We start from the raw sequence: 25469 nt of genomic DNA on the forward strand, positions 1-25469 counted from the left end.
TTGCCCTTTTTCATGTGCGCCTCACTTGCTGGAAATAGCGCCATCTACCAGCGTTTGCGCTTCGGCCACCAATTGCTTGAGGTGGTCGTCGCCGAGGAAGCTTTCTGCGTAGATCTTGTAAATGTCTTCAGTGCCTGAAGGACGCGCGGCGAACCAGCCGTTTTCGGTCATGACTTTCAGACCGCCAATCGCCTGATCGTTGCCCGGTGCGTGGCTGAGAATGCTCTGGATCTTCTCGCCAGCCAGTTCGGTCGAGGTAACCTGCTGCGGCGACAGTTTGCTCAGCAGTGCCTTCTGCTCCGGGTTGGCCTTGGCATCAACACGCACCGAGAACGGTTCGCCCAGTTCCTCGGTCAATGCGCGGTAGGCCTGGCTTGGATCGCGCCCGGTGCGCGCCGTCATTTCGGCAGCAAGCAAGGCTGGGATCAGACCGTCCTTGTCTGTACTCCAGACCCCACCATCCTTGCGCAGGAACGAAGCGCCGGCACTCTCTTCGCCGCCAAAACCCAGCGAACCGTCGAACAGACCGTCGGCAAACCATTTGAAGCCGACCGGCACTTCGTACAGGCGACGGCCCAGGCGCTTGGCCACGCGATCGATCAGGCCACTGCTGACCACGGTTTTACCGACGGCGGCATCGGCGCGCCACTGCGGACGGTTCTGAAACAGGTAATCAATTGCCACCGCCAGATAATTGTTCGGCGCGAGCAAACCACCGGACGGTGTAACAATGCCGTGGCGGTCATGATCCGGGTCGCAGGCAAACGCCACGTCGAAACGTTCTTTCAGACCGATCAGGCCCTGCATCGCATGGCTGGACGATGGGTCCATGCGGATCTGGCCGTCCCAGTCGACGGTCATGAAACGGAAGGTCGAGTCGACCTGTTTATTCACCACGTCCAGATCAAGACGGTAGTGCTCGGCAATGGCGGACCAGTAGCGCACCCCTGCTCCGCCCAGCGGATCGACACCCAGACGCAGCTTGGCGTCGCGGATCGCATCGAAGTCGATCACGTTGATCAGGTCGGCGACGTAGGTGTTGAGGTAATCGTGGCGATGGGTCGTGCTGGCCTTGAGCGCTTGCTCGTAGCTGATGCGTTTGACCCCGGCCAGTTTGTTCGCCAGCAGTTCATTGGCCTTGGCTTCGATCCACTTGGTGATGTGGGTATCGGCCGGGCCGCCGTTGGTTGGGTTGTATTTGTAGCCACCGCTTTGCGGCGGGTTGTGCGACGGGGTGATGACGATACCGTCGGCCAGACCGGAGGTACGGCCGCGGTTGTAGCAAAGAATGGCGTGGGAAATTGCCGGGGTCGGCGTGTACTCATCGCCTTCGGCGATCATCACCGTGACACCGTTGGCGGCGAGCACTTCCAGTGCGCTGGCGCCGGCCGGGGTCGACAGTGCGTGGGTGTCAATACCGACAAACAGTGGCCCGGTAATGCCTTGAGCTTCGCGATACAGGCAAATCGCCTGGCTGATGGCCAGAACGTGCCATTCGTTGAAACTCGAATCGAAGGAGCTGCCACGGTGGCCGGAGGTGCCGAACGCCACTCGCTGGGTAGAAATAGATGCATCAGGCTGGCCGGTGTAATAGGCCGTAACCAGTCGCGGGATATCGACCAACAGTTCTGCCGGTGCCGGTTTGCCCGCAAAAGGACTGAGTGTCATGCAAAAACCTCTGAAATCGGAGTGGTTCAGGAAATGCTGTGCAGTTTACTGGCAGTTTGACCACTGTGCGACGGGATGTATCCAAACCTCGCCCGATGTTTTTTAACGTTATGGATCGGGCGACAGGCGCAAGGCATCGCCGAGCAAGCAGATGACACTCGCCAAATCCCGTTCGCCATGGCTCAACGCACTCAACCGCAGGTGGTCGGCGTGTAAGCCCTGCAGGCTGAACAGCTCGCCCGGTGCCACGATGATTTGTTGCCTGAGCAATCGTTGGAACACATTTGCCATGTCGACCGGGCGCAACGAACGCACCCACACCGTCGCCCCGCCCTGCGGCTCGACAATCTGCAAGGTATCGCCCAAACGCTCGCGCAACACTTGAATCAACAAGGTTCGACGTTCGCAGAGCATGCGCCGCAGCACAGGAAGATGCTGATCAAGCCGCCCGCCACTCAACAATCGGGCAATCGCCTTCTGCCGGATTGGCGACAAGCGAAACGCGCGTAACAGAAAATGACGTTGCAGCTCCTGACGCCAATGTCGCGACAGTACAAAACCGAAGGGCGCTTCTGTGCCGATGAACTTCTCGAAAGTGGAAAACACCAGCAGCCGTCGCGGATCCAGCCAGTGCCGCAAGCGCTGGTTATCACAGCGCTCATCAAGCTCGCTGTAACAGTCATTCTCCAGCACCCAGATGCCATACCGATCCAGCATTTGCGCAATGGCCTGCTGATGCTCATGGGTGAAACCGGTGCCTTGGGGTGTGCTCAACACCGAAGACAACAGGATCAAGCGCACCGACTCCCGCTCCAGCAGCGACTCGAGCAAGCGGAGATTGAGCTCGCCTTCCACCAGTGCAGGCCACTCGATCACACGCACTCCGCAAGACTCGAGCAGGCGCAATATCACCCAGTCACAGGGTGATTCAACAATGACGGCGGATTGACGCAACTCCAGTACCGAAATCAGGATCTCCAGCACTCCCCGCAGGTCGGCTCCGATGTAGACGTCATCGGCATGCCAGAAATGCTCCGTCGAGCAGGTGTATCGCGCAGCCAGGGCAACTCGCAGTTCCAGCTCACCGCAAGGCTGTATGAAGGATTGAAGCTGACGAGGGTATTGACGCAGGAGCTCGCGCTCCAACGTTAACAGAGGACTGTCCAGCGGTTGCAGCGAAGCCGGGTCGTCGTCGCTCAAAACGCACATTCCGGGACGCCTGGCGTTGACGTAAACGCTTTCCAGCAGATCTCTGCCGTTGCCCGGGGTATCGATGCCTGGCAGCACCTGCGCGTAATACCCCGACTTGGCTATCGAATAGACCCGCCCTTCCTTCTCCAGTAATGAATAGGCGTACTGCACTGTCGAGATCGACACATCCAGCCGGTCGGCCAGTTGGCGTAACGAAGGCAGACGTACCGCCGTGCTACCGCCGGCGTCATCAATCAGTGTTGTCAGATATCGATAGACCGCCTGATAAACAAAGTCGTTGTCCCGTGCGCCCTTCACGCCCTCTTTTGCACAGACATTTGTTTCGCGCCCCAGGCTTCGGTTCACCGTCAGCGTTCCGTCGACCGCTCGAATGGCGAGGCTGAAACCACCTCATCCAGGCCCGCATTCTGCGAGGCGAATTCTGCGGGCGCGTGAACCTGCACAGGTCCCATGGCATAGAGGCGGATGATCATCCCGACGGGCAAACCACTGACTTCCGTTATCCATTTCACCACCTGTTCAGGGGCGTGCAGGCCTTGCATGGCACGGTGCAGATCGGGCATTGCCACCAACATCCCGGGGTGACAGTTGCGCAGAAACCGCTCAAGTCCTCTGCCGTTGTCAATAAACGGTGCGAACAGCAGGCACGTCAATTGCGTTTCGTTCAGAGCGAAACCATGCAAGAGATAATCCTGTGCCAGTAAACGCAGCGGCTCTGGCCCCCCGAGACTGTCGAAGCTGCCCATCAAATGTTCGCAGACGGACTGCGCAGCTTCTTTTCGATGCAGGTCGGCCAGCGTCTTGTGCAAATAGTCGTCGACACCCGCGTCATAGGTTCGTCCCTCGATGAACCGGGCGTGCAGACCGCGCACGTGTGCGGAAATCAGCGGATCGGCAAATAGCACTTCACCTTGATACAGCGTCAGTTCGTCAGGCTCGAAACCCAGAAATTCACCCAGCAGCGGCCAGCGATCCTCAAGCTTGCCGACCATCATATCGTTCACATCGATGAAGCTGGTGCGCCGGCAGGCTTCGAATTCGCCTGCGGGGCGCCAGACGACACGGTCATCATCGCGACGCAGCTCGCGATAGAAATCGTCACCGAGCCCGTCAAGCAGGGGGAACAGCGCCTCGAATCCGCACGGGACAGGTTCGGGACCCGCGATTGCCACCCTCTGCATCGCGCGGTTCAGACCCTCGAGAAAATGCCGCTGGCTGCTTCGCGATTCAGTGCTGATCATGGCGTCGACACCATTGCTCCAGCGAGCGATGTGGCTGTAATACTCGGCGGTCGCCAGATAGGCGTCATCCCATAATTCGGGTGTTTCGATCCAGGTACGACAGTGCCCGACAAGCAGCAGGTTGACACGATTGCTTTCATGCCCCTGCGCACTGACCGGCGTGCGGTGGTCGAACGCAAGCACCTCGCGGTTATCGACCATCAGCAGCTCGACGCGAGGATCGTCGTAGAGAAACAGTGCGCTGTAGCTTCGATGCAGGTTTTGCTGGGTGGTCGGGCCATTGCCATTCCAGCGCAAGGTGGCCACGCGCAGCTGAAATGTGGCTGGCGCCCGGCCCGCGATGGTCAACTGAGCAGCTCTTAGCAATGCCAGCGTATAGCAGCTGTCACGGGAGCCGGACTGATTGACCAGAACCTTGAACTGACCGATGTTCTCCGTGCCGCCGGCAGCCACGACAAGGCGCTGGATCAACAGCTGCAAGGCCGTGCGCTCTGACCGTGAAAAGAAGCCCAGCAAACGTTGCAAGACTTGCTGGTAAACGTAGTTCATTGCCTGATCGTGGATCGTGCTCATCGGAATATACCCGGTATAGAAAGTTTCATGCCGCACGCACTGAACAGTGGGTCCGCGACAATTGGATCAATAAGTAATAGACGCTGAAATGCTAACACTTACAAAGTTGTAGTTATTTGAAACACTTGATCTGAGAAAATCGCAAAAGACGCCGACCTGCATGCTCAAACACCCGTATTCATTGGATATTTTCGGTCGAAAAATAGTCTGAGGAAACTTCTTACAGCGTCCCACGACATTTCATTACAAGAAAAGAAGAAGTAACTTCCGAATCGCCCTACAGCAAATAAACAGAAAATTACGAAGTCAGCCGGGCCAGCCGTTTGATATTGCCCTGAATAAATTGAACGCACAGCCATAGCTCATTCCTTGAGATGAAAGTAATCATTCAATTATCAGCGCTTATAGTGTGATTAGAAGATACAGATCGAGAGCAAAAACCAGTTCAGTTGCTGAAATGGTCAGCGCTTCGGTGACGGACAGGATCAGTTCCGGAACGGAATATAAACAAAAGAGTCCGTGGGGCCACGGACTCTGTTTAGCGGGTTTACGCGGGTTCGACCTGCAGTGCGACCCGCTCGCGGCATGGGCATTCGTCCATGTAGCGGTGTGCTTCGACGAACTCGTTGAAGGCAAATACACGCGTTTTGAGCGGCAGCAGCACGCGGTCAGCGGTCAACTGGTTGATGTCACGCAACGCGCGTTGCAGCGCGACATGGTCCTGAACAATACCCAGTTCCGGCTTACCGGTGAAATTGCCAATGCAGTGCACAAAGAACTGGATGTTCTTCTGGAACGCTGCGCACGCCGGAAACGGTGTCTGATTACCGCCCTGCAGTCCGTACAAAACCAGACTGCCGCGTGGCGCCAGCACATCGCCGAGCAACGACATCTGCGGACCGCCGAGGCCATCAAACACCACGTCGACGCCGCGGTTGTCGGTGATCTTGTTGATACGCATCAACAAATCTTCCTCTTCGGTGACGATGACCTTCTCAGCACCGAGGGACAGCAGGTACTCGCGCTCCTCCGCCGACTTGGTCGCTGCAATCACTCGCACACCGAGCGCTTTACCGAGTTGGACGAACGAGGGGCCGGCGCAGTGGCTGGCATCAGTGACCAGCGCAAATTGCCCTGGTTTGACCCGCGCCAGATCGGCATAAGCGAAGTAGGCGATCAACAGCGGCGTGTAATGCACGCTGGCTTCGATCGGGCTGAGTACATCCGGGTAGCGGGTCAGTGCCGTGCGCGGCAAGACGATCGACTCGCCGTAGACCGGATAATCGTTCGGGCTTTCAGCCGGGAAACTGGCGACTTTGTCACCGACGGACAGGTCTTCAACGTCGGCGCCGACCGCCGTGACCACGCCAGCCATTTCATGACCAAGACCCGAAGGCAGACGGGCCTGGGATGACGCCAGATTCTGACGCCACAGGGTGTCGTACCAACTGATGCCGATTGCCTCGACACGCACCTGCACTTCGCCAGGACCTGGCTGAGCAGCCGCATGCTCTTCGCATTTGAGCACCTCGGCCGGACCAAACTTGTGAAAACGGATCGTGCGGGACATCGCAAACCTCGTCAAAGTAACCTCTAATGCCATGAACTCTATCTGGGCTTTCGACCCAAGACCATCAGTGGCTATTAATAGTCGACATGCCTGTCATTGATTCCGCATCAGGGGCGGCATTGGCAAAAACCAGCAAAAAAGCGCTGCAGCCGTCTCGTAAAAGCTGAATTTTCCGGTGCAGAGTACCAGCCTTTCCCCGTAAGATTCATGCCGGCCATTGTTCTCATATGGCCGCTCTCGTCAAGCTTGATGACTCTGCCAGGACTCCAGATGAATCGTAATGACCTGCGTCGTGTCGACCTGAACCTGCTGATCGTGTTTGAAACATTGATGCACGAACGCAGTGTGACTCGGGCCGCGGAAAAATTGTTCCTCGGCCAACCGGCTATCAGCGCCGCGTTATCGCGCCTGCGCAGCCTGTTTGACGATCCGCTGTTTGTCCGCACCGGCCGCAGCATGGAACCGTCCGCTCGCGCGGTGGAAATCTTCGCGCTGCTCTCACCTGCACTTGATTCGATCTCAACGGCTGTCAGTCGTGCCGCCGATTTCGATCCGGCGACCAGCACGTCGGTGTTCCGCATCGGTTTATCCGACGACGTCGAATTCGCCCTGCTGCCGATGCTGCTCAAACGCCTGCGTGCCGAATCACCGGGCATCGTCCTTGTCGTGCGGCGGGTCAACTACATACTGATGCCGGGCCTGCTGGCTTCCGGCGAGATTTCGATTGGCGTCAGCTACACCACCGATCTGCCGGCTAACGCCAAGCGCAAGGTTCTGCGCCGCAGCGCACCGAAGCTGCTACGTGCCGACACCGTGCCGGGGCCGCTGAGCCTGGACGACTACTGCGCCCGACCGCACGCGCTGGTGTCGTTCGCTGGCGATCTCAGTGGTTTCGTCGATGAAGAACTGGAGAAACTCGGACGCAAACGGCACGTGGTGCTGGCTGTTCCGCAGTTCAACGGACTGGGAACGTTGCTGGCGGGCACCGATATCGTCGCCACCGTGCCGGATTACACGGCGGACGCACTGACAGCAGCTGGTGGTCTGCGCGCTGAGGATCCACCGTTGCCGACGCGCACTTTTGAATTGCACATGGCCTGGCGCGGTTCGCAGGACAACGACCCAGGTGAGCGTTGGTTGCGGTCGCGGATCCAGATGTTTTTCGGCGATCCGGATAGCCTGTAGCCCGTCGCTCTACCCGAGCTACTTGCCACCGGTCACATCCAGAAATGTACCGGTGACAAACGAGGCTTCCGCGCTGGCCAGCCACAGGATAGCCCGCGCCACCTCCTCCGGCTGGCCGCCCCGCCCCATCGGGATGGAGTCCTTCACGCGATCAACCCGCCCCGGCTCCCCGCCGCTGGCGTGCATGTCCGTGTAGATGTGCCCGGGACGAATGCAGTTGACCCGAATTCCCTCCCGCGCCACTTCCTTGGCAAAGCCGATGCTGAAGGTTTCCAGCGCGCCTTTCGACGCTGCGTAATCGACATATTCATTCGGGCTGCCCAAGCGCGCCGAAGCAGACGACACATTGATCACCACGCCACCCGCTCCGCCGTGGCGCGGGGACATGCGCTTCACCGCCTGCTGCGCACACAGGATCGGCCCCAGAGCATTGACCGCGAAGATCCGCTGCATGCGTTCGAAGCCGAGGTCTTCCATGCGTGACTGCTGCGCCAGCACGCCAGCGTTATTGACCAAAACGTCGATGCGCCCGAATGAACGATCAATCGCCAAGAACAGCTCAATGACCTGCTCGGGCTCGGCGCTGTCGGCTCGCACCGCAAGCCCCTTGCGCCCCAGCGCTTCGACTTCGGCCACCACCGCCAGCGCGGCGGACTCACTGGCAACATAGCTGATCGCGACGTCGTAACCTTGTGCAGCAGCGAGTCTGGCAGTGGCGGCGCCCACTCCGCGACTGCCGCCGGTGATCAGAATCAGCGGGGCCTGCGAGACTTTATCCATGAGACGTGCTCCCGGGTTTGGGCTGTATCAGCCAATGATGATGGCGCCACTGGCGATGACCACACACGCCAGCATCCGGCGGACAGTGAGTCTTTCGCCGAGGAACAGGGAGCCGAGCAGCGCCGCGAACAACACGCTGGTTTCGCGCAGGGCCGACACCGCGCCCAGCGGCGCCTCGTTCATGGCGTAGATCACGATTGCGTACGCCAGCAAGGACACCAGTCCGCCGATCACAGCGGTGAACATTCCTGGCCGCACGGAAAACAGACTGCGGGCATCGCGCAGGCCGATATAGACCGCTGGCATCAACATCCCCCACAGGGCGCTCATCCACACTGTGTAAGCCAGCGGCGCGCCGGAAAGCCTGGCGCCGATGCCGTCGACGACGCTGTAGGCGGCGATGAAACAACCGGTGCCCAACGCGTAAGGCAGGCTCGGCACCGACAGGCTGCGCCCCCGGAATGCCAACGAAATAATGCCCCCGGACACCAGACCGATGCCGAGCAGCTCGCTCGCAGTGATCGTTTCACCGACGAACAGCGCGGCACCAAGTGCGATCAGCGCCGGCGACGAGCCGCGGGAAATCGGATAAATCTGCCCAAGGTCACCGACTCGATAGCTGCGCACCAGAAACAGGTTGTAGCCAACATGCAGCAGTGCCGACAGCAGCGCATAACCCCAGCTTTGTGCTGCAGGCGGGGCCATGAAAACGGCGGCGACGGCGCAAACCATGGCGATGGCAACGCACATTATCGTCATCGACCAGAGCCGATCGGCACCGCCGCGCAACATCGCGTTCCAGCTGGCGTGCAGGAGCGCGGCGAACAGGACGAGGAATACGAGGTGCAAAGGCATGCCGCATTCTAGGCATCCGCAGCATTCGCGTTACAGAGAAGTCTCCTCATCGCCTCATGAGCAATACCTCATGGCTCAACACTGTGCGCTCTGCACCTTGCACGCCTCACCCAGCAACCATTGGCGAAATCTGAGGATGTGCGCCTGCGCTTCGATGCCTTTGGGGCAAACGAAATAATAGGCAAGCGGCGACTGGAACGGCACATCGAACAGCCTTACCAGCCGGCCGTCGCCGATTTCATTTTCGACGTGCCCGCTGCGCACCAGCGCCACCCCCTGCCCGAGCAACGCGGCTTCCACCGTCATGTTGGTGTCGCCAAACCTGACGCTCTCGCGCAGCGGTAAAAACTCCAGCCCGACTGACTGAAACCACACCTCCCATTTCGGCGCCAGCTCGGCGCCGTCGCGAATAAGTAACGGCATTTGCAGCAATTCGGCGGGACTGCCCGGCATGCCGACGCGCTGCAGCAGTTCGGGACTGGCCACGGGGAACACCTGCTCGCCGAACAGGAACTCCGAGTACAGGCCAGGGTAATTGCCCTTGCCCATACGGATCGCGACATCAGCGTCGCCGCTGGCGAAATGGATCACCTTGTCCGTGGTATCGAGCGATACCAACAATTCAGGGTGCTGGCGCGACAGACCAGGCAAGCGTGGCAGCAACCACTTCAAAGCAAACGAATAAGTGGTGCTGACGCTCAGCCGAACCCTGCCTTTTTGTTCGCGCAGATCCTCCAGCGTCGCCTCAAGGCTGGTGAAAAACTCACGTACGATCGGCGCCAGCGCAGCCCCGGCGGCTGTAAGGCGCAACGCTTTGCCGCGCTCGAACAATGGCAACCCCCAAAGATCTTCAAGATGCCGGAGCTGATGACTGACTGCGCTCTGGGTCACATGCAGTTCCTGCGCGGCAGCAGTGAACGTCGGGTGTCGAGTGGCCACTTCAAAAGCGCGCAATGTGGCGGTCGGGGGCAGGTCTCGCATATAGGAAAGGTCCGGCGGGGCTGAAGGTCATGGCATGAATTACCGCTCATGTTAGAGCCAAATGCTTTTGCACGCTTCTTGCCCGAAGTGGATTTGGCAATGATCGGGTTTTGCTTCAGCAGCACACCCACACATCGAAAGTCGAGAGCCGATGACAAAACCCATGTTAACGATTAGATTACGCCGCCCCGCCAATGGAGAGTCGGGCGTTCAGTCTCCTGCTCTCTTTTGCGGACGTCTGCACCAACGGAAACACTCGGGAAGCATCTGCCCCGTCTTTCGACTGATCAATTTTTAGGGAAAAAAACATGAGCCTGGTTTTCTGCCGTGGTTGCGCCAAGGAAATAAGTACGCTGGCGCTGACATGCCCACAGTGCGGCGCACCCCAAGCGCCACTGCATTCCATTGCCAGTGGCCCCGTCATGGCGAGCGGCAACCCGTACGTGGAAGCACTGAAGAAATATGCCGTGTTCACCGGACGCGCCACGCGCCGTGAATACTGGATGTTCTTTCTGATCAACATGGGCATCGCAATTGCCATCAGCATTGTGGACGGTCTTCTCAAAACCGGTGGTGCCCTGCAAAGCCTGTACAACCTGGCAATGCTGTTGCCGAGTCTTGCTGTTGGCGTACGGCGCATGCACGACACTGACCGCAGCGGCTGGTGGATTCTGCTGCCCATCGTCAACATTGTGTTTCTGGCGCAAGACAGCCAACCCGGCCCCAATCGGTTCGGTGCCAACCGCAAAGGCTTCAACTGATCAATCGCCGCCATCGCGGATCGAAACGGCCTTCATGGCCGTTTTTTTGTGCGGAACGCATTCACAGCTGCGCTGGATCGTTGCGGTTAAAGCAACAAACTTTTGCCAGCAAGCCAATTGATAGCCACCTAACGAAAGGCGCATGCTAGAGGGCTGCCTCGGCGCTTATATCATTCCGAATGATAGTTACCTTTGCTTCATTCGATTCGTGCCATCACACCCGCGCCGAGCATCATCCGCCCATCTTCAATACTTCGGCGGATTGCATCCATGGAACAATCACTCAAACATTTGCGCTTCCCGTTGGCCATGCTGGCCGTACTGGTGATGAGCGCCTGCGGCAAAACTCCGGAGACTGCCGGCGCCCCGCCCGCTGCCAAAGTCAGCGTAGCCAAGGTGCTGGAACAACCGGTCAACGAGTGGGACGAATTTACCGGGCGCCTCGAGGCGCCGGAAACCGTTGAAATCCGTCCACGGGTTTCAGGCCAGATCGATCAGGTCGCATTCACCGAAGGCGCACTGGTCAAGAAAGGTGACCTGCTGTTCCAGATCGACCCGCGTCCGTTCCAGGCCGAGGTACGCCGCCTCGAAGCTCTGGTCGCGCAAGCCCGCGCTACCGCCACTCGCAGTGAAAACGAAGCCGCTCGCGGTGAACGTCTGCGCACCAGCAACGCCATTTCCGCTGAATTGGCCGACTCGCGCACCAGCGCTGCCCAAGAGGCCCGCGCCGCCGTCGGTGCTCTGCAGGCACAACTGGATCTGGCGAAACTGAACCTGAGCTTTACTCGCGTCACTGCACCGATCAGTGGCCGCGTCAGCCGCGCCGAAATCACTGCCGGCAACCTGGTGACCGCCGACACCACCGCGCTGACCAGCGTCGTGTCCACCGACAAGGTCTACGCCTACTTCGACGCCGACGAGCGTGTATTCCTCAAGTACACCCAACTGGCCCGCAACGGTCAGCGCGGCGCAACTACGCCGGTGTACATGGGCCTGTCCAACGAAGATGGCAACCCGCACCTGGGTCAGATGAACTTCGTCGACAACCAGGTCAATCCGAAAACCGGCACCATCCGTGGCCGCGCCGTGTTCGACAACACTGACGGCACCTACACCCCAGGCTTGTACGCACGGTTGAAACTGGTTGGCAGCGGCACCTACAACGCCATGCTGATCAATGACGAAGCCGTCGGTACTGACCTGGGCAAGAAGTTCGTGCTGGTCATGGATGGCGACAACAAAACCGCCTACCGCGCCGTTGAACTCGGCCCGAAAATCGAAGGGCTACGCATCGTCCGCACCGGTCTGCAAAAGGACGACACCATCATCGTCAAAGGCTTGCAACGGGTTCGTCCTGGCTCACCGGTCACCCCCGAAGTGATTCCGATGGCCAGCGAGCAGACCCTCGCCGCCCTCGCTCAACAACGTCAAGCGCTGGAAGCCAGCAACCTGCCCAAAGTTGCCCCTGCCAAGGGCGCATCGGGTTCGGCTGCGAAGCTGGCCGCTACGACCCCACGCGGTTAAGGGACGACAACTCCGATGAATTTTTCCCAATTCTTCATTTCCCGGCCGATCTTCGCAGCGGTGCTGTCGCTGTTGATCCTGATCGCCGGTGCGATCTCGCTGTTCCAGTTGCCGATCAGCGAATACCCGGAAGTCGTGCCGCCGACCGTGGTCGTACGCGCCAACTTCCCGGGCGCCAACCCCAAAGTCATCGGTGAAACCGTGGCCGCTCCGCTGGAGCAGGCCATCACCGGCGTCGAGAACATGCTGTACATGTCCTCGCAATCGACCGCTGACGGCAAGATCACCCTGACCATTACCTTCGCCCTGGGCACTGACCTGGACAACGCGCAGGTGCAGGTACAAAACCGGGTGACCCGAACCGAGCCGAAGCTTCCGGAGGAAGTGACGCGCATCGGTATCACCGTCGACAAGGCGTCGCCCGACCTGACCATGGTTGTGCACTTGACCTCGCCGGACAAGCGCTACGACATGCTCTACCTGTCCAACTACGCGATCCTCAACATCAAGGATGAGCTTGCTCGCCTCGGTGGTGTCGGTGACGTGCAGTTGTTCGGTATGGGCGACTACTCGCTGCGGGTCTGGCTTGACCCGAACAAGACCGCCTCGCGCAATCTGACCGCGACCGATGTCGTCACGGCGATTCGCGAGCAGAACCGTCAGGTCGCCGCCGGCCAATTGGGCGCGCCCCCTGCCCCGACGGCGCAAAGCTTCCAGCTGTCGGTCAACACTCAAGGCCGTCTGGTTTCCGAAGAAGAGTTCGAGAACATCGTCATTCGCGCTGGCGACGACGGCGAAATCACTCGTCTGAAAGACATCGCGCGCATTGAACTGGGTTCCAGCCAATACGCCTTGCGTTCGCTGCTGAACAATCAGCCGGCTGTAGCGATTCCGATCTTCCAGCGTCCGGGTTCCAACGCGATCGACATTTCCAACGAAGTGCGCGGCAAGATGGAAGAGCTGAAGAAAGGCTTCCCGCAGGGCATGGACTACAGCATCGTGTACGACCCGACGATCTTCGTCCGTGGTTCGATCGAAGCGGTGGTTCATACCCTGTTCGAAGCGTTGATCCTCGTGGTGCTGGTGGTGATCCTGTTCCTGCAGACCTGGCGCGCCTCGATCATTCCGCTGGTGGCAGTGCCCGTATCGTTGATCGGTACGTTTGCGGTCATGCATCTGTTCGGTTTCTCGCTCAACGCGCTGTCGCTGTTCGGTCTGGTATTGGCCATCGGTATCGTGGTCGACGACGCCATCGTGGTGGTGGAGAACGTCGAACGGAACATCGAACTCGGACTCACACCGGTCGAAGCGACCAAACGTGCCATGCGTGAAGTGACCGGCCCGATCGTGGCCACGGCACTTGTGCTGTGTGCGGTGTTCATCCCGGCGGCGTTCATCTCCGGCCTTACCGGGCAGTTTTACAAACAGTTCGCATTGACCATCGCGATCTCGACAGTGATCTCGGCGTTCAACTCGCTGACCCTGTCGCCGGCGCTGGCTGCTGTGTTGCTGAAAAGCCACGACGCACCGAAAGACCGCTTCTCGAAAGGGCTCGACAAAATTTTCGGTGGCTGGCTGTTCCGTCCATTCAACCGCTTCTTTGATCGCGCCAGCCATGGCTACGTCGGTACTGTGCGCCGGGTCATTCGCAGCAGCGGCATCGCCCTGCTCGTGTATGCAGGCCTGATGGTGTTGACCTTCTTCGGTTTCTCCAGCACACCGACCGGTTTCGTACCCGGCCAGGACAAGCAGTACCTGGTGGCCTTCGCGCAATTGCCGGACGCCGCAAGCCTGGATCGCACCGAAGACGTGATCAAACGCATGTCCGACCTGGCGCTGAAACAGCCGGGCGTGGAAAGCGCTGTAGCATTCCCGGGCCTGTCGATCAACGGCTTCACCAACAGCCCGAACGCCGGCATCGTTTTCGTCACCCTGAAACCGTTCGACGAGCGTAAAGACCCGAGCATGTCCGCCGGCGCGATTGCCGGGGCCTTGAACGGCCAGTACGCGAACATTCAAGAGGCGTACATGGCGATCTTCCCGCCACCGCCGGTACAGGGTCTGGGCACCATTGGTGGTTTCCGCCTGCAAATCGAAGACCGAGGCAACCTTGGCTACGACGAGCTGTACAAAGAAACCATGAACATCATCAACAAGAGCCACAACGTGCCGGAACTGGCCGGCCTGTTCACCAGTTACACCGTGAACGTGCCACAGGTCGATGCCGCCATCGACCGTGAAAAAGCCAAGACCCACGGCGTGGCCGTCAGCGACATCTTCGACACCCTGCAGATCTACCTGGGTTCGCTGTATGCCAACGACTTCAACCGCTTCGGGCGCACCTATCAGGTCAACGTCCAGGCCGAACAGCAGTTCCGTCTCGAATCCGATCAGATCGGTCAGCTGAAAGTACGCAACAACAAGGGCGAAATGATTCCGCTGGCGACCTTCATCAAGGTCAGCGACACCTCGGGTCCGGATCGCGTGATGCACTACAACGGCTTCATCACCGCAGAAATCAACGGTGCCGCCGCCCCCGGCTACAGCTCCGGCCAGGCCGAAAAAGCCATCGAGAAACTGCTCAAGGAAGAACTTCCGAACGGCATGACCTACGAGTGGACCGACCTGACCTACCAGCAGATTCTGTCCGGCAACACGGCGCTGTTCGTGTTCCCGCTCTGCGTACTGCTGGCATTCCTTGTACTCGCTGCCCAGTACGAAAGCTGGAGCCTGCCACTGGCGGTGATCCTGATCGTACCGATGACCCTGCTGTCGGCCATTACCGGCGTGATCATCTCGGGTGGTGACAACAACATCTTTACCCAGATCGGCTTGATCGTACTGGTGGGACTTGCATGCAAGAACGCGATTCTGATCGTCGAGTTCGCCAAGGACAAACAGGAAGAAGGCCTCGACCCGCTCGCTGCGGTACTGGAAGCCTGCCGTCTGCGTCTGCGGCCGATCCTGATGACCTCCTTCGCCTTCATCATGGGTGTGGTGCCACTGGTGTTCTCCAGCGGTGCCGGTGCCGAGATGCGTCACGCCATGGGTGTGGCGGTGTTTTCCGGGATGCTCGGGGTGACCTTCTTTGGTCTGTTGCTGACGCCAGTCTTCTACGTACTGATCCGTAACTTTGTCGAACGCGGCGAGCAGCGCAAAGCAGCCAAGGCGCACACTCTTCAAAAGCCACTGGAGGCGCAACAATGAGTCTGAAAGTCTTCCTGCCGAGTCTGCTGGTGCTGGCCCTCAGTGCCTGCGCCGTCGGCCCCGACTACAAGACCCCAGCCACGGAGGCGGCCAATATCACGACCGCCACCGACGGCGCCGCCGGGCAAAAGAACTTCGACCGTTCGAAATTCGAAGGCATCTGGTGGCAGCAATTCGATGACCCGACCCTCAACCAGTTGGTGACGCAATCGCTGCAAGGCAACCGTGAACTGCGCGTGGCATTCGCTCGCTGGAAAGCCGCCCGGGCGATCCGCGACGACGCCAGCAACGACGCGATGCCGACCATCACCAGCCGCGCCAGCAGTGACTTGGGCAAGGGCCAGATTCCCGGCCAGACCACCGACCGGGTCAACAGCGAACGCTATGACCTCGGCCTGGACATGGCCTGGGAGCTTGACCTGTTCGGCCGCATCCAGCGCAATCTGGAAGCCAGCGATGCCGATCAGCAGGCCGCCGAAGCCGATCTGTATCAACTGCAAGTCACCATGATTGCCGAGCTGGTCGATGCTTACGGTCAACTGCGCGGTGCCCAACTGCGTGAAAAGATCGCCGTGGCCAACCTGAACAACCAGGTGGAATCGCGCAAGATCACCGTCAGCCTGCGTGATGCCGGTGTCGGTGATCAGCTCGACGTTGAGCGGGCCGATGCGCGTCTGGCCAATGTCGAGGCGACCGTGCCGCAGTTGCAGGCGGAACAGGTGCGGCAGAAAAACCGCATCGCCACCCTGCTCGGGGAGCGCCCGGACAAACTGACCGTAGACCTGAGCCCGAAAGACCTGCCAGCGATTGCCAAAGCGCTGCCGATCGGGGATCCCGGTGAACTGCTGCAACGTCGTCCGGACATCCGTAGCGCCGAACGGCAACTGGCCTCGGCCACAGCGCGAATCGGCGTGGCCAAAGCCGACCTGTTCCCACGGGTCAGTCTCAGCGGCTTTCTCGGCTGGACGGCCGGGCGAGGCTCGCAGATAGGCTCCTCGGCAGCTAACGCCTGGGCGCTCGGCCCTAGCATCACCTGGGCTGCGTTTGACCTGGGCAGTGTCCGCGCCCGTTTGCGCGGCGCCGATGCCGAAGCCGAAGGCGCACTGGCGACTTATGAGCAGCAAGTGCTGCTGGCGCTGGAAGAATCGGAAAACGCCTTCAGCGACTACGGCAAGCGTCAGCAACGTTTGATCTCGCTGATTCGTCAGAGCGAATCGAGCCGCAAGGCCGCCGATCTGGCCGAGATTCGCTATCGCGAAGGCACCACCGACTTCCTCGTCCTCCTCGATGCCCAGCGTGAACGCCTGAACGCAGAAGACAGTCAGGCGCAGGCCGAAGTCGAGCTGTATCGCGGCATCGTCGCGATCTACAAGGCCCTTGGCGGTGGCTGGCAACCGGAGACGGTTGCGAGCAAGTAAAGATTGTTAAAGAGCTCCTTTGGTTGGCCGCAACCAACCAGATTTTTTGCCCCGCGTATCATTCGGTCGCGGGGTTTTTTTATGCCACTGAATCACCGATCCCGTGTAGGAGCTGTCGAGTGCAACGAAGCTGAGATTCTTGATGGCAATGCAGCCGGGGCGCACCGCGTCCCAAGATCAAAAGATCGCAGCCTCGTTGCACTCGACAGCTCCTACAGGGGAATCAGGGTTCCAGGACGGTAACGGTGGCGGTGGTACCAGCGCGCAGGCGATTCTTGCCGGCAAAGTCACCGTCGATGCCAATGCGCACCGGCACCCGCTGCGCCAGTTTTACCCAGGTGTAACTCGGGTTGATATTCGCCAACAACCGGCTGCCCGGCGCGTTTTCGCGGTCGGCGATGGCGAAGGCGATGCTTTCGACGGTGCCGCCAAAACTCTCCCCGCTCATCAATTGAATGCGCACCCGGTCACCCTCCTCGATACGTGGCAGCTTGGTTTCCTCGAAGTAACCGCTGACATAGAACGAATCACTGTCCACCAGTGCCAGCAGTGCTCCGCCCGCCTGTGCGTAGTCACCTTGACGGGTCAGCAGGTTGGTGACGTAACCGCTGACGGGCGACTCGACGCGGGTACGCTGCAAGTCCAGCTCGGCCTGAGTCAACGCGGCAATTGCCAGCTGCACGTTGGCTTCAGCCAGGCCGAGGTTGGCCTGATTGCGCAACAGATCCGCCTGGGCAACCGCCACGTCGGTGCTGGATTTCTCCCATTCCTCGCCAGAAATGGCAAAACCCTGCTTCAGCGTGCGGCGACGGCGCTCCTCGCTTTGACGTTGTTTTAGCAACGCTTCACTGGCGACGATCGCTGCTTGCGATTGCCCCAGCGAGGCCCTGGACACTTCAACCGAACGCCGGGCATGTTCGACCGCCAGTTGATAGCGCGCCGGATCGATCTCCAGCAACAACTGACCCTTGGCGACATGCTGGTTGTCCTGCACCGCCAGTTTGACGATTCGCCCCGAGACATCCGCCGACAGCGTCACCACATCTGCCCTCACCCGGGCATCCCGTGTCCACGGCGCGCGGGTGTAATACTCCCAGGCGAACCAGCCAAGTACGATCGCCAGGATCACCACTGCCAAGGTCATCATTCTTGCAACTAACGCTTTCAAGACATCAGGCTCCCATCAACAGAATCAGCGTGGCGCAGACACAGGCATACAGCGCGCCTTCGAACAGCGCTTCATGCCAGACCAGGCGCAGCACGCCCAAGCGCCGCAGACACCAGTCCAGCACGATGAAAATCGGAATCGCCAGTAACAGCGCCTGGGCAATCGGCGGCAGATAGACTCCGCCAATCTCGAAATCAATGGGCAAGTTGCGGTTCTCCTTGCAGAACTTGAGGTTGCAAATGCTCGCCGTGGCGCTCAAGGAACGACACCACTATCAGCAGTGCCACACGCATGCGGAACACTGACCATAAATGCTCATGACTGGCGGCGTGCAGCTCATCCAGCTCATCTCCGAGCTCATGCAGCGTGGCCAGCAGTGCTGGAAGCTGCGCATCGTCGCGTCCGGCAACCAAACGACCGGTCTTGCGCAACGCCGAAGCCAGACGCTGACTGAACGCATCGGTGAGCAGCGCGTTGTTCTGCGCCTGCTGCCTCAGTTGATGCATGGCCACGCCCAACGCCACGCAAGCCAGGCTGATTTCATACAAGCGCTGCATGGCACGATCATTCGCCGCCGGCAGCAGGCCGAGCATGCTGGTCAGGCGATCGGTCATCCGACTCTCGAAGGCGAATTGTTGTTCATCGGTCGCCGGCATTTTGCTCAGTTGGTACACCTGCTCCCGCGCTTCGCCGTACAAGCGGCGGATGCGCAAGGCCGGGCGGAACGGGAAAATCAGCGCGTAGACGATTAACGCCAGCATCGCTGCACTGACGTAGGCACCGGCAAACTCGAACCATTGAATCGCCGTGTTTTGCCCAGTGCCGGTATTTTGCGGGCCGAGCATGAGGAAACTGGACAAGCCCAGGCCCATGCCGATACCGGCGGTGGCCGGACTGGAAATGCCCACGGCAATCGCATACAGCAGCGGCGCCAACAGCAAGGCCAGCAGCTCGAAATCACTGATCGCCGGCACCAGCATGAATTGGTAGAACGCTGACACCAGCAGCGCCAGGCCCAAGCCTCGCGCATAGCTTTGCGCAGCCATCAGCGGCCGCGGAAAAGTCGCCATCAGCGAGCAGAGAATCCCCACCAGAATCATCCCTCCCCGTGCGCCATCCCACGCGGTTTCGATCCAGATCAACCCGCTGACCAACAGCGCGGTAAAGGCGCGAATGGCATTCATCGAGGCCAAAGTGAAATCCAGATGCAACGGGCTGCTCTGGCCGCGATAGAGGCAGCTGGCCGGGCGCCCTTCCTGAATGGCGTCGCTGAGTTCAAGAATCTGTTCCAGTTGCTGTAACAGGCGCGCCTGTTCCCAACGCAGCGCCCAAGCGAGTGAACGCAGGGTCGCGCTCATGTTCTCGTGCTGCTGCTCGGCCTTGTAAGCCAACGCTTCGAACTGTTGCTGCAACGTGACGAAACGTTGCCGATCCGCCCCAGACAGTGCTCGGCCCTGTTGCGCCAGTTGTTCCAACAATGCCAGCTCCTCGGCCCGCAGTTGCTGAACGTCCAGCGGCAGATCGCCCTCCCATCGCTCGATGAGCAATTCCCGTTGATGCCGCAGAGCGGTCAATCGGGATGTCAGCAACATCAGTTGGTTACCGAGCAGCAACACCAGGTTATCGGCACTGCGCAAACGTGGCGCATCGAAATACAAATGACGCCGCAACCCTTCCAGTGCGCTGATTTCACCGAGCAATTGCATTTGCCGGCGCTGGAAATCGGCTTCGCTTTCTTCCGTGCGAAGCACTTCGGCGGCGTGGCTGGCGGCCAGTTTGATCACCTGATCGATTTTGGCGAAGTAACCTTTTGCCACGGCTTCAGGGCGAGCGGTCAGCAAACTGACCACACACACGCAGGCGACCGCGAGCAATGTTTCGGTAACTCGGGTAACCGCCAGCAAAAACGTGCCGTCCTGATCCGGAATCGCCAGCAAAGCCACGACCACAGCGGTGTAACCACTGAGCACGAACGCCTGGGAACTGGTGTAGCGCAACAGCGTGCCGCCCGCCGTGCACAGCGCGAGCCACAACGCCAATGTCGTAATGAACGGCAGCGGCGCCTGAGGAAAGATCGCCATGATCAGCACCGCCACCGCCGCGCCTACGGTCGTGCCGATCACCTGGCCGAAACTGCGTGCCAACGCCATCCCCGCCAACGGTTGGCTGACAATCACCACGGCCATGATCGACCATTTGGGCTGTTCGAGATCGAAAACGAACGCCAGATACAGGGTCAACAGCCCGGCGGCGATGGTTCGCAGGGCAAACAACAGAACAGCCTGACCGGGATGGATCAGAGCCTTGAAATAAGCGAACAACGCAGGCATGGGCACACTCTTTAAAACGACTTCTGCAAGCGTAGACACTGCCACAAAAGCCTGACGGATTTCACAGTCGACACGTGTCGTAGGACGATTCGCTGGCAAGGGTTTGACTCACGCGCCAAGCTGACCGAAGCTTGCCGCTCTGCTCAAGTTCGAAGCTCTCGGAAACCCGCATGACTCAGTCCCGCCGCAACCTGCTGATCGGCCTTGGCCTCGTACTGATCGTCGGCGTCGTCTGGCTGATGTTGCGCAGCAGCACACCGACCATCCCCGATGCTATCAAACATGGTTACAGCGAAGCGCTGAACGCAGCGCGCACCGGTGAACCGGGTGCGGCGCGCCAGTTGTACCAGCAATTGGGCCGCCCGGACATTTCGGTCAAGCGCCGGGTCTGGCTGCATGGTGAGCTGGCCAATTATCCAAGCCCGCAGGCATTGAAACTGGCCGACATCGACTTGCACCATGAATCCCCGCTGGTACGCGTGGCTGCGATAAAAAGTGTCGTCGGCCTGGTGCCCGGCGGGCAGCGCAGTCTGTTGCTTGGGCCGCTGCTCGACGATCAAGAGCAAACTGTGCGATTCGCGGCGATCAACGCCCTGCTCGGCCTGAGCCCGGATGAGCTGGGCCTCTACTTCGCGCCGCTGCAACAGGCTGTGGATGGCTGGCAACAGACGCTGGAAAGCCAGCCGGAAAGCGCCGCCAACTACGCGCAACTGGCACGCCTGTATATTCACAACGCCGAATACAAACAGGCCCGACAAGCGCTGGACAATACCTTGCGCCTTGAACCCGCCAACCTGCCCGCGCTTGTCATGCAGATTGACGTACTTGACCGTCAGGGCCAGAGCGATGCCGCCCGCCAGTTACTTGCCGAGCAACTGAAGGCGCAGCCTGATTCGGCTTATCTGCAACACGCACTCGGGCTATGGCTGTTGCACCATGGTCAGCGCGAGTACGCGCTGCTCGGCCTGTCCAAAGCCGTCGAGCTGGAACCGGACAACAAGGATTATCGCTACGACCTCGCGACCACTCTGCACAGTGCTGAAGAACTGGAAGCGGCGCAGAAACAATTGCAGGAGATCGTCCAGCGCCATCCCGCCGATCGCAAGGCACGAGTACTGCTGATCAACTACTGGAAGGAAAGCGGGCAGTTGCAGAATGTGCAGATTCTGCTGGCGCAACTTGAACAATTGAATCCGGACGACCCGGCCTTGCAACAAGGTCTTTAATCAAGGTAAAGCGCGCTCCAATTGCCGTCGGTCTAAAGAAAAAGCGGAACCGTGAACACGCCATGAGGTCAAGTTATTCAGGCGGCTCACTCAAACCAGCCGCCGGTTACCCTAGTCATAAGAGGGCATTTTTTGACTACATCAAACGAGTTGATCAGTGCGAAAGCTGCCGTCGGCATTGAAGGGCTGGACGACATCCTCGCCGGTGGCCTGTCTCGCGGCCACGTGTTTTTGCTTGAGGGTGAACCTGGTACCGGTAAAACCACGGTGGCGCTGCATTTTCTGCGCGCCGGCGCGCTGGCCGGAGAGCGCTGCCTGTACATCACTCTCTCGGAAACCGAGAAAGAACTGCGCCAAGGCGCGCTGTCCCATGGCTGGGAGCTTAACGAGAACATCAAGATCTTCGAACTGACGCCGCCGGAAAGCCTGCTCAACGCCGAGCACCAGCAAAGTCTGCTGTACTCCTCGGACCTTGAGCTGGGTGAGGCGACCAAGCAGATCTTCGAAGTGGTCGAACGCTTCAAGCCAACCCGCGTAGTGCTCGACAGCCTCTCGGAAATCCGCCTGCTGGCGCAAAGCTCCTTGCGCTATCGCCGGCAAATTCTGGCGATCAAGCACTACTTCGTGCGCTATGACGCCACCGTCCTGCTGCTCGACGATCTGACCACCGAATCCCTCGACAAAACCGTACACAGTGTCGCCCACGGCGTGATTCGCCTTGAAGAGCTGACACCGAGCTATGGCGCCGAGCGCCGTCGGGTGCGGGTGGTCAAGTATCGTGGGCAGAAATATCGTGGTGGCTTCCACGACTTCACCATCATGGGCGACGGCGTGCATGTGTTCCCACGTCTGGTTGCGGCGGAACATCGCGGCGACTATGCGCGTCTGCAACTGTCCAGCGGCATCGCGCAAATGGACGCCCTGCTCGGCGGCGGCATCGAAACCGGCTCGAGCACGCTGATTCTCGGCCCGGCGGGTACCGGTAAATCGCTGATCTCGATGATCTTCGCCGCCGCCGCAGTGGCCCGAGGCGAAAAAGCCGCGCTGTTCATTTTCGATGAAGAGCTGGGCTTGCTGTTCGAGCGCATGCGTCATATCGGCATTGACCTGAAAGCTTTGCAGGCCACTGGCAATCTGCTGATCGAACAGGTCGACGCCGCTGAGCTGTCTCCCGGTGAACTGTCGCACCGTGTGCGCCGTTGCGTCGATGAGCGTGGCATCAAGACCGTGGTAATCGACAGTATCAACGGTTATCAAGCGGCAATGCCGGAAGAAAATGCGTTGGTGCTGCACATGCATGAACTGCTGCTGTACCTGAACCGCAAAGGCGCGGCGACCTTCATGACTGTCGCCCAGCACGGTCTGGTCGGTGACATGCAGGCGCCGGTCGATATCACTTACCTGGCCGACACGGTGATCCTGTTGCGTTACTTCGAAGCCCTCGGCAAAGTCCGTCGGGCGATCTCGATCATCAAAAAACGTACCGGCAATCACGAATCGACCATTCGCGAATACCGGATTTCTTCGCGCGGCATGACCATCGGGCAGCCACTGGAATCCTTTCAGGGCGTGCTGCGGGGCGTACCGACGTATCTTGGAGCGAGCAATCCGTTGCTTGAGGATGAAAGCCCGTGACGGACACTGCGCCGCTGATTCTGGCCGAACGGGTGTTGATTCTGGCGCCTTTGGGGCGCGACAGTCAGATCGCGCTGCAAATTCTCAACGAGGCCGGCTATAGCGGCCTCGTGACGCCCGGTCTCGGGGATTTGTGCACGGAGCTGGAACACGGCGCTGGCCTGTTGCTCATCGCCGCAGAAGCGCTTCGCGGACCGGAACTGGAAATCCTGATTGTGTACCTCGACGAGCAGCCAGCCTGGTCGGATCTGCCCATTGTCCTGCTCACGCATCACGGCGGCCAGGAGCAAGGCCCACCGTCACGCCTGAGTGCGCTGCTGGGTAATGTGACGTTCCTTGAGCGGCCGTTCCACCCTGCGACCATGGTCAGCCTGGTTTCCGCTGCTCTGCGCGGACGGCGACGACAATACGAAGCTCGCGATCGGCTGATCGATCTGAGCGAAAGCGAACGTCGCCTGCAATCAACCCTGGAAACCCTTGAGCAGCAGGTTGAAGAGCGCACTGCACAACTTCGCCATAACGAAGAAGCGCTGCGTCAATCGCAGAAAATGGAAGCGGTCGGTCAACTCACCGGCGGCATCGCTCACGACTTCAACAACATGCTCACCGGCATCATCGGCAGCCTGGAACTGCTGCGCCGGCGTCTGGCTCGTGGCCGCACTGAAGATCTCGACAGCCTGATCGACCTCGGCGTGACTTCCGCCAATCGCGCCGCCGGCCTGACGCACCGCCTGCTGGCGTTCTCGCGCCGTCAGTCACTCGACCCGAAAGCCGTGCAGATGAACACGCTGGTGCTGTCGATGGGTGAACTGCTGCAGCGCAGCCTCAATGAAAGCATTCAGCTGGAAATGTGTCTGGATGATGACCTGTGGGTGGCTGAGGCGGATCCCAATCAATTGGAAAGCGCCCTGCTCAACCTCGTGATCAACGCCCGCGATGCGATGCCCGAAGGCGGCAAACTGGTTGTTGAAACCAGTAATCAGGTGCTGCACCACGACTTTACAGACGCCTACAGCAATCTGGAACCGGGCGACTACGTAATGCTCAGCGTCACCGACAATGGCAGCGGCATGCCGCAAAGCGTGGTCAACCGAGCATTCGATCCATTCTTCACCACTAAACCGATCGGCCAAGGCACCGGTCTCGGACTTTCAATGATCTATGGCTTCAGCAAGCAGTCACGAGGGCATGTTTCGATTGACAGCGAAGTCGATCAAGGCACCACCGTGAGACTGTATCTGCCACGCTTTCGTGGCGAAGAAGTGGAAATTCCCGTCTCGGATTCGCTGCAGGCTCCGTATGCGATGGACGGTGAAACCGTGCTGATTGTCGAAGACGATCCTGCGGTGCGCGTATTGGTCAGCGCGGTGCTCAGTGAGCTGGGTTACGCCTTTGTCGAGGCCAGCGATGCCGATGGCGCAGTGCCGATCCTCAACTCGACGCAGCGCATCGATCTGTTGATCAGCGACGTCGGTTTACCTGGCATGAACGGTCGCCAACTCGCGGAAGTCGGCCGCCAGTATCGGCCGGGTCTGAAAGTGTTGTTCATCACCGGTTACGCCGAACACGCGGCGGTGCGCGGTGGTTTCCTCGACTCGGGGATGCAAATGATCACCAAGCCGTTCACATTTGATCTGCTCACCGCCAAGGTGCGGGAGATGATCAATAGCTGAGCCTGTGGGAACTGCCGAAGGCTCGTTCCGCGATCGGCAGCCTTCGGCAGCTCCTACCTATCAGGCCAGTAATTCCTGAATCTTTTCCTGCAGCACGTCCAGATCGAACGGTTTTTCGAGGATCGGTGCCTTGCTGGTGATCGGGCTGCCGGTCTCACGGATTTCCTGCGGATAGCCGCTGATGAAAATCACTTTGAGGTCCGGTCGCAATTTCACCGCCGGCTCGGCGATCTGTACGCCGGAGATGCCGCCCGGAAGGCGGAAATCGGTAATCAGCATGTCCAGGTGAGGTTTGCTGGCGAGGATCTCGAAAGCCTGCTCGCCATTTTCCGCTTGCAACACGCGATAGCCCTGCCCTGACAGATAATCTGTCAGGACCATCAAGATAACCGGTTCGTCTTCGACGACGAGTACTACATCTTGCGCATCTACGCTCATGGGAAGCCTTTGTTCGGTCAATAG

19 protein-coding genes are annotated in these 25469 nt (G+C 59.5%); 8 read left to right on the top strand and 11 right to left on the bottom strand.

Annotation, left to right across the window (positions count from 1 at the left end; all coding sequences use genetic code 11):
• Nucleotides 1-21 precede the first annotated feature (21 nt).
• From pgm to CXF97_RS20430, 4 genes are all read right to left on the bottom strand, one after another.
• Nucleotides 22-1668, bottom strand: coding sequence for a phosphoglucomutase (alpha-D-glucose-1,6-bisphosphate-dependent) (gene pgm, locus CXF97_RS20415; protein WP_101160400.1), 1647 nt, complete (start codon nucleotides 1666-1668; stop codon nucleotides 22-24).
• A 108-nt stretch (nucleotides 1669-1776) separates the two neighbouring features.
• The gene (locus tag CXF97_RS20420; protein WP_101160522.1) at nucleotides 1777-3177 is read right to left on the bottom strand and encodes an aminotransferase class I/II-fold pyridoxal phosphate-dependent enzyme; all 1401 of its coding nucleotides are present in this window, start codon (nucleotides 3175-3177) and stop codon (nucleotides 1777-1779) included.
• A gap of 50 nt (nucleotides 3178-3227) precedes the next feature.
• Nucleotides 3228-4694, bottom strand: coding sequence for a hypothetical protein (locus CXF97_RS20425; RefSeq protein WP_101160404.1), 1467 nt, complete (start codon nucleotides 4692-4694; stop codon nucleotides 3228-3230).
• Nucleotides 4695-5241: 547 nt separating this feature from the next.
• On the bottom strand, nucleotides 5242-6264 hold the full coding sequence (locus CXF97_RS20430; protein ID WP_101160407.1) for a zinc-dependent alcohol dehydrogenase family protein: 1023 nt from the start codon (nucleotides 6262-6264) through the stop codon (nucleotides 5242-5244).
• 270 nt (nucleotides 6265-6534) lie between these two features.
• On the opposite strand from CXF97_RS20430, the gene CXF97_RS20435 reads away from it, so the two are divergent.
• Nucleotides 6535-7449, top strand: coding sequence for a LysR family transcriptional regulator (locus CXF97_RS20435; RefSeq protein ID WP_101160410.1), 915 nt, complete (start codon nucleotides 6535-6537; stop codon nucleotides 7447-7449).
• A gap of 18 nt (nucleotides 7450-7467) precedes the next feature.
• Here CXF97_RS20435 and CXF97_RS20440 read toward each other — a convergent pair whose 3' ends face one another.
• The 3 genes from CXF97_RS20440 to gcvA form a co-directional block, all read right to left on the bottom strand.
• On the bottom strand, nucleotides 7468-8229 hold the full coding sequence (locus CXF97_RS20440) for an SDR family oxidoreductase (RefSeq protein WP_101160413.1): 762 nt from the start codon (nucleotides 8227-8229) through the stop codon (nucleotides 7468-7470).
• A gap of 27 nt (nucleotides 8230-8256) precedes the next feature.
• Entirely contained in the window at nucleotides 8257-9084 is an 828-nt protein-coding gene (locus CXF97_RS20445; protein WP_101160416.1) for a DMT family transporter, read from the bottom strand.
• Between the two features lie 75 nt (nucleotides 9085-9159).
• Entirely contained in the window at nucleotides 9160-10065 is a 906-nt protein-coding gene (gene gcvA, locus CXF97_RS20450; protein WP_101160419.1) for a transcriptional regulator GcvA, read from the bottom strand.
• A 308-nt stretch (nucleotides 10066-10373) separates the two neighbouring features.
• On the opposite strand from gcvA, the gene CXF97_RS20455 reads away from it, so the two are divergent.
• The 4 genes from CXF97_RS20455 (at nucleotide 10374) to CXF97_RS20470 (ending at nucleotide 16975) form a co-directional block, all read left to right on the top strand.
• Entirely contained in the window at nucleotides 10374-10826 is a 453-nt protein-coding gene (locus CXF97_RS20455) for a DUF805 domain-containing protein (protein WP_101160422.1), read from the top strand.
• Nucleotides 10827-11096: 270 nt separating this feature from the next.
• Nucleotides 11097-12350, top strand: coding sequence for a multidrug efflux RND transporter periplasmic adaptor subunit MexE (gene mexE / locus CXF97_RS20460; protein ID WP_101160425.1), 1254 nt, complete (start codon nucleotides 11097-11099; stop codon nucleotides 12348-12350).
• Between the two features lie 15 nt (nucleotides 12351-12365).
• Nucleotides 12366-15557: an efflux RND transporter permease subunit gene (locus tag CXF97_RS20465; RefSeq protein ID WP_101160428.1), complete on the top strand. Its 3192-nt coding sequence runs from the start codon at nucleotides 12366-12368 to the stop codon at nucleotides 15555-15557.
• Entirely contained in the window at nucleotides 15554-16975 is a 1422-nt protein-coding gene (locus tag CXF97_RS20470; RefSeq protein ID WP_101160431.1) for an efflux transporter outer membrane subunit, read from the top strand. The genes CXF97_RS20465 and CXF97_RS20470 overlap by 4 nt, the downstream gene beginning before the upstream one ends.
• A 223-nt stretch (nucleotides 16976-17198) precedes the next feature.
• On the opposite strand, the gene CXF97_RS20475 is transcribed toward CXF97_RS20470, so the two are convergent.
• The 3 genes from CXF97_RS20475 to CXF97_RS20485 are packed head-to-tail and all read right to left on the bottom strand — an operon-like array spanning nucleotide 17199 to nucleotide 20473.
• Entirely contained in the window at nucleotides 17199-18122 is a 924-nt protein-coding gene (locus tag CXF97_RS20475; protein ID WP_371918392.1) for a biotin/lipoyl-binding protein, read from the bottom strand.
• A gap of 25 nt (nucleotides 18123-18147) precedes the next feature.
• On the bottom strand, nucleotides 18148-18348 hold the full coding sequence (locus tag CXF97_RS20480) for a DUF1656 domain-containing protein (protein WP_101160436.1): 201 nt from the start codon (nucleotides 18346-18348) through the stop codon (nucleotides 18148-18150).
• Nucleotides 18338-20473: an FUSC family protein gene (locus CXF97_RS20485; protein ID WP_101160439.1), complete on the bottom strand. Its 2136-nt coding sequence runs from the start codon at nucleotides 20471-20473 to the stop codon at nucleotides 18338-18340. Before CXF97_RS20485 ends, CXF97_RS20480 begins: the two co-directional genes overlap by 11 nt.
• A 170-nt stretch (nucleotides 20474-20643) precedes the next feature.
• Here CXF97_RS20485 and CXF97_RS20490 point away from each other — a divergent pair, with 170 nt between their 5' ends.
• The 3 genes from CXF97_RS20490 (at nucleotide 20644) to CXF97_RS20500 (ending at nucleotide 25007) form a co-directional block, all read left to right on the top strand.
• Complete coding sequence (locus CXF97_RS20490; RefSeq protein WP_101160442.1) at nucleotides 20644-21699, top strand: tetratricopeptide repeat protein; 1056 nt, start codon at nucleotides 20644-20646, stop codon at nucleotides 21697-21699.
• 132 nt (nucleotides 21700-21831) lie between these two features.
• Entirely contained in the window at nucleotides 21832-23334 is a 1503-nt protein-coding gene (locus tag CXF97_RS20495) for an ATPase domain-containing protein (protein WP_101160445.1), read from the top strand.
• Nucleotides 23331-25007 (top strand): ATP-binding protein, encoded by a 1677-nt coding sequence (locus CXF97_RS20500; RefSeq protein WP_101160448.1) that lies wholly within the window; start codon nucleotides 23331-23333, stop codon nucleotides 25005-25007. The genes CXF97_RS20495 and CXF97_RS20500 overlap by 4 nt, the downstream gene beginning before the upstream one ends.
• 60 nt (nucleotides 25008-25067) lie before the next feature.
• On the opposite strand, the gene CXF97_RS20505 is transcribed toward CXF97_RS20500, so the two are convergent.
• Nucleotides 25068-25445 carry a response regulator gene (locus CXF97_RS20505; protein ID WP_016774860.1) on the bottom strand — a complete coding sequence of 126 codons (378 nt, stop codon included), beginning with the start codon at nucleotides 25443-25445 and terminating at the stop codon, nucleotides 25068-25070.
• Nucleotides 25446-25469 lie beyond the last annotated feature (24 nt).

It is taken from the genome of Pseudomonas sp. Choline-02u-1, assembly GCF_002836515.1.
Lineage (GTDB): Bacteria > Pseudomonadota > Gammaproteobacteria > Pseudomonadales > Pseudomonadaceae > Aquipseudomonas.

Excerpts from the sequence above, each read along its gene's own strand:
- CXF97_RS20445 (WP_101160416.1), bottom strand. The coding sequence starts at position 9,084 with ATGCCTTTGCACCTCGTATTCCTCGTCCTGTTCGCCGCGCTCCTGCAC.
- CXF97_RS20485 (WP_101160439.1), bottom strand. The coding sequence starts at position 20,473 with ATGCCTGCGTTGTTCGCTTATTTCAAGGCTCTGATCCATCCCGGTCAG.
- CXF97_RS20470 (WP_101160431.1), top strand. The coding sequence starts at position 15,554 with ATGAGTCTGAAAGTCTTCCTGCCGAGTCTGCTGGTGCTGGCCCTCAGT.
- gcvA (WP_101160419.1), bottom strand. The coding sequence starts at position 10,065 with ATGCGAGACCTGCCCCCGACCGCCACATTGCGCGCTTTTGAAGTGGCC.
- CXF97_RS20465 (WP_101160428.1), top strand. The coding sequence starts at position 12,366 with ATGAATTTTTCCCAATTCTTCATTTCCCGGCCGATCTTCGCAGCGGTG.
- CXF97_RS20505 (WP_016774860.1), bottom strand. The coding sequence starts at position 25,445 with ATGAGCGTAGATGCGCAAGATGTAGTACTCGTCGTCGAAGACGAACCG.
- CXF97_RS20440 (WP_101160413.1), bottom strand. The coding sequence starts at position 8,229 with ATGGATAAAGTCTCGCAGGCCCCGCTGATTCTGATCACCGGCGGCAGT.
- CXF97_RS20430 (WP_101160407.1), bottom strand. The coding sequence starts at position 6,264 with ATGTCCCGCACGATCCGTTTTCACAAGTTTGGTCCGGCCGAGGTGCTC.
- CXF97_RS20425 (WP_101160404.1), bottom strand. The coding sequence starts at position 4,694 with ATGAGCACGATCCACGATCAGGCAATGAACTACGTTTACCAGCAAGTC.
- CXF97_RS20490 (WP_101160442.1), top strand. The coding sequence starts at position 20,644 with ATGACTCAGTCCCGCCGCAACCTGCTGATCGGCCTTGGCCTCGTACTG.
- mexE (WP_101160425.1), top strand. The coding sequence starts at position 11,097 with ATGGAACAATCACTCAAACATTTGCGCTTCCCGTTGGCCATGCTGGCC.
- CXF97_RS20455 (WP_101160422.1), top strand. The coding sequence starts at position 10,374 with ATGAGCCTGGTTTTCTGCCGTGGTTGCGCCAAGGAAATAAGTACGCTG.
- CXF97_RS20435 (WP_101160410.1), top strand. The coding sequence starts at position 6,535 with ATGAATCGTAATGACCTGCGTCGTGTCGACCTGAACCTGCTGATCGTG.
- pgm (WP_101160400.1), bottom strand. The coding sequence starts at position 1,668 with ATGACACTCAGTCCTTTTGCGGGCAAACCGGCACCGGCAGAACTGTTG.
- CXF97_RS20475 (WP_371918392.1), bottom strand. The coding sequence starts at position 18,122 with ATGATGACCTTGGCAGTGGTGATCCTGGCGATCGTACTTGGCTGGTTC.